At 69.5% G+C, this 2088-nt stretch carries 3 protein-coding genes; 1 reads left to right on the forward strand and 2 read right to left on the reverse strand.

The genetic code is table 11. The features are described from left to right. The first annotated feature begins 290 nt into the window (after nt 1-290). The gene (locus tag ACFWF3_RS33565) at nt 291-1022 is read left to right on the forward strand and encodes a polysaccharide deacetylase family protein (protein WP_379317987.1); all 732 of its coding nucleotides are present in this window, start codon (nt 291-293) and stop codon (nt 1020-1022) included. Nucleotides 1023-1059: 37 nt separating this feature from the next. On the opposite strand, the gene ACFWF3_RS33570 is transcribed toward ACFWF3_RS33565, so the two are convergent. Together ACFWF3_RS33570 and ACFWF3_RS33575 are read right to left on the reverse strand one after the other, a co-directional pair. Further along, complete coding sequence (locus ACFWF3_RS33570) at nt 1060-1698, reverse strand: hypothetical protein (protein WP_379317989.1); 639 nt, start codon at nt 1696-1698, stop codon at nt 1060-1062. Between the two features lie 67 nt (nt 1699-1765). Then, a partial coding sequence (locus ACFWF3_RS33575; protein ID WP_379317991.1) for a TetR/AcrR family transcriptional regulator C-terminal domain-containing protein occupies nt 1766-2088 on the reverse strand: 323 nt, incomplete at its 5' end.

The following is a 2088-nucleotide window of genomic DNA, read 5'->3' on the forward strand; positions in this document are numbered from 1 at the left end:
GAACCGGGCGCCGCGATCTCGGCGCCCGGTTCATTCTCAGCTATTTGCGGTGTCTAATGATTCACCTGCTAGAACGTGTTCGACGGGCACCGCGGCAGGTTCGGCGATAACATCCCAGCGAACATGTTCGTGAGGGGTGGATCGTGCACAGCAATGGTTTGTCGCGGCGTCGGCTGTTCGGCGCCTGCGCTGCTCTCACCACCGCGGTTGCCACAGGATGCGCTGTCGCACAAGGTGATTCGGCCGCACCCGAGTCAACCGGTCGCACCGATGGGCTGTCTGTCGCACCGGTGAGTGCGCACCCGATCGCCACCCCGGAGGCGGTGCCGACCCCCTTTCCCGCCCAGGTGGCCGCCCGGCACGCGGGCGCCGTCCCGCATCAGTGGGGCGTCGATCTGCCCGGCATCACCAGCGGCTTCCCCACGGGCGGCAAGCGGTTCGCGCTCACGTTCGACGCGTGCGGCGGTCCCGGCAACAGTGACCTCGACCAGGCCCTGATCGACCTGCTGATCGCCGAACAGATCCCGGCCACCCTGTTCCTCAACAAACGCTGGGTCGACGCCGATCCGGCTCGGGTCCAGCGACTGGCGGCGAATCCGCTGTTCGAACTGGCCAATCACGGTGGCGCGCACAAGCCGCTCTCGGTGTCGGGCCGGTCCGCCTACAAGGTTGCGGGCACCGCCTCCGCCGAGGAGGCCGCGTACGAGGTCTGGGACAACCACCAGCGGATCATCGAGCTCACCGGCCGCGCGCCGCGATTCTTTCGCGCGGGCACCGCGCACTACGACGAGGTGGCGGTCGCGATCGTGAACGAATTGGGCGAGACCCCACTGGGTTTCACCGTCAATGCCGACTTCGGGGCAACCGCGTCGGCGGCACAGGTGCAGCGGGCGATGAGCGCGGCCACTCCCGGCGGTATCGCGCTCGCGCATCTGCACCGTCCCCGATCGGGGACCGCGGCCGGAATGGCCGCGGCGCTACCGGCCCTACGCGCAGCGGGTTTCACGTTCGTCCACTTGTAGCGGACGCCGCCCGCGCAGCGTCGCGCGACCGGCGCGCTCAGCGCGTCAACGCCGCGAAATCGATCGCGACAGAGGCCCCTCGGTCGACGGTGAAGAACGCCGCCTCCAAGCGCGTTCCGAGTTCGATCTGGCCGACCGCCGCGAGCGGCACCGGCTGAATCAACCGCACCCGCCACGGCAACGGCTCGTCCCAGGCCCGCATCTCGAGATCGAGCCGGAGCACCGGATCGTCGCGTCCGGTGTAATCCGCCGCGATGGGCGCCACCGCGAGCACGATGGCCTCCGCTCGCCGGCCGTTGGCCAGAATCTTGGCCGCGGCCTTGCGCCCCGACTCCGGCGTCTCGGGCACGAACAGCACCACTCGCTCCCGGTCCCCCGGGTCCACCCGGCAGCCGACCACGTCGCCGGTCTGCATCCACTCCAGGTCCTGGCTACGCACCCGCTGCCGGACCCGCGCGTCGTAGGCCAGCTCCCCCGGCACCGACACCCGCACGCTGAACCGATAGCCACCTTCCCCCCGGCGCGTCCGTATCGACAGCACGCTCGCCATCGCGGGCAGCCCCCTGATCAGTAGTTCCCGCCGCGCCCCCTCGGACAGCAACCCCGGCCGCCGGCCGAAAGCCCACACACACCGGTCGAGCAGGGTCCGACCCGAGTCGGCCACAACGAGGCTCATGGCAGAAGGGTAATGCGAACGCCCTTCGCACAAGGGCAAATTCCTCGCACTCACCGCATCCACGCGGTCAGCCGAGGGCGGCGATCCCGGCGAGAACGAAGTCGATTCCGGCGAGGAATTGTTCGCGATCGTCGTGCTCGCGCAGCTGCTCGGCGATCTGATGGGCGAACGGGAATTCCGCCGGGTCGTGCTGTGTCCAGCGGGCGGCGACGGACCGGAGGAACGCCGAGCGGTCGCCCTCGTGCACATCGAGTCGAGCGTTCGCCGCGTTCTGCCCGGCGACGCCGAGGATGTAGTTCACCAGGGCCGACGCGGCAGTGAACAGCGACGGCTCGGGGACGCCGAGTATCCGCAACTGCGCGCCGACGCGCTCGTAGATCTGCACCATCG

Source organism: Nocardia sp. NPDC060220 (assembly GCF_042727815.1).
GTDB lineage: Bacteria > Actinomycetota > Actinomycetes > Mycobacteriales > Mycobacteriaceae > Nocardia.

Coding starts and splice junctions, on each gene's coding strand:
- ACFWF3_RS33570 (WP_379317989.1), bottom strand. CDS start 1,698: ATGAGCCTCGTTGTGGCCGACTCGGGTCGGACCCTGCTCGACCGGTGT.